This is a genomic window from Lactobacillus nasalidis, from assembly GCF_016587775.1.
In the GTDB taxonomy this organism is placed as follows: Bacteria; Bacillota; Bacilli; order Lactobacillales; family Lactobacillaceae; genus Lactobacillus; species Lactobacillus nasalidis.
This window is the reverse complement of the sequence record NZ_BOCG01000125.1, coordinates 1-1,172: the sequence shown is the minus strand read 5'-3', so window position 1 is coordinate 1,172 and position 1,172 is coordinate 1. Positions and strand designations below refer to the sequence as shown.

The following is a 1,172-nucleotide window of genomic DNA, read 5'->3' as shown; positions in this document are numbered from 1 at the left end:
GGCACCGCGTCAAAGCCCCGCCGCCATTCCAAAACCTGCTCTTTGCCGAAGATCTTCCTGGACACGTCCTTGTCCAGGCCCCGAAGGGCCCCGTAGTGACGCTCATTCAGCCGCCAGGTCTTGGTGATCGGCAGGTACAAAAAGCCCGCCGCTTCCGCCGCGATGTTTGCCGTTTCGATTGCTCTTGAGAGCACCGAGGTGTGGATGCGCTCCGGCGAAAAATCCGCCAGCTGCCTCAGCTTTTCCCCGGCCGCCCAGGCCTGCCGCCGCCCCTTGTCGGTCAAGGGAACGTCGTTCCAGCCAGTATATACGTTTGCCGCGTTGGCCTGGCTTTCGCCATGCCTCAGCAGTGCCAACTTTGCCATATTTTTTTGCCTTCTAGATCCAAAAAGCCCAGATTCCAGTAATGATGAACAAAATGCCCAAAAGGACGAAAGTCTTCCCGCCCAGGCCCTTTTGTCCCGCGCCCTGCTTCTGCCGGCGCAGGCGCATGATGCCGGTAATCAAGTCCCAAATGCCGAACAGCAAGACGGCATAAGGCACCCACCAAGAATGAATGTTCATTTTAACCCCACAGTTTCACCGCGTAATAAACGGCCACGGCCAGGATCCCGGCCCCCGTCAGATAGTAGGACTGGGCCGGCAGGCTCCCCTTCTTGCCCAGCCGCTGGGCATTGTAGCCTCTGGCCAGTTCCCACAGGCCGACGATCACCAGCAAAACGATCGTAAAAGCGTGCGTATCCCACTTCATCTGTTATTTCAACTCCTTGCTCATAAATCCTCAGCCTTGCAGTTGTAGTCCACGATTTCGAAATTACCGTCCTCGTCCAGAATGCCCCGGCTGACGCTCCCGTTGTCCGGGAAGGTAATGTCGTGCAGGCCGTCGCTTTCCTTCCAGTACTTGATCCCCAGGGTCTTGATGAAGTCCCCGTGCGACACCAGCAAAACCCGGCCTTCGCCGATGGTTTCTTTTCTCAAGACCTCGATGGCCCGGCTCATTCTGGTTTCCAGTTCTTCCGTGTTCTCCGCCAAATGGCGCGGGTCGGCCTGCTTGGTAACTTCTCTGAACTCGTAGATGCCGATGGTGTCGATGATCTTCTTGACGTCGGTCGTCGGCGGAATGCCGGCGGCCTTGGAGGCGCTGAGCCAGATGTCGTCGATGCTGCCGCCTT

The 1,172-nt window shown here is 57.7% G+C and carries 4 protein-coding genes; all 4 read right to left on the bottom strand.

Features of this window, described 5'->3' with window-relative positions:
• On the bottom strand, window positions 1-365 hold a 365-nt coding region (locus lacNas_RS02115; RefSeq protein WP_201346539.1), incomplete at its 3' end, for a 2,3-bisphosphoglycerate-dependent phosphoglycerate mutase.
• Window positions 366-378: 13 nt separating this feature from the next.
• Window positions 379-564, bottom strand: coding sequence for a hypothetical protein (locus lacNas_RS02110; RefSeq protein ID WP_201331330.1), 186 nt, complete (start codon window positions 562-564; stop codon window positions 379-381).
• A gap of 1 nt (window position 565) precedes the next feature.
• Window positions 566-751 carry a hypothetical protein gene (locus tag lacNas_RS02105; RefSeq protein WP_201331329.1) on the bottom strand — a complete coding sequence of 62 codons (186 nt, stop codon included), beginning with the start codon at window positions 749-751 and terminating at the stop codon, window positions 566-568.
• Between the two features lie 20 nt (window positions 752-771).
• On the bottom strand, window positions 772-1,172 hold a 401-nt coding region (locus tag lacNas_RS02100), incomplete at its 5' end, for a histidine phosphatase family protein (protein WP_201346538.1).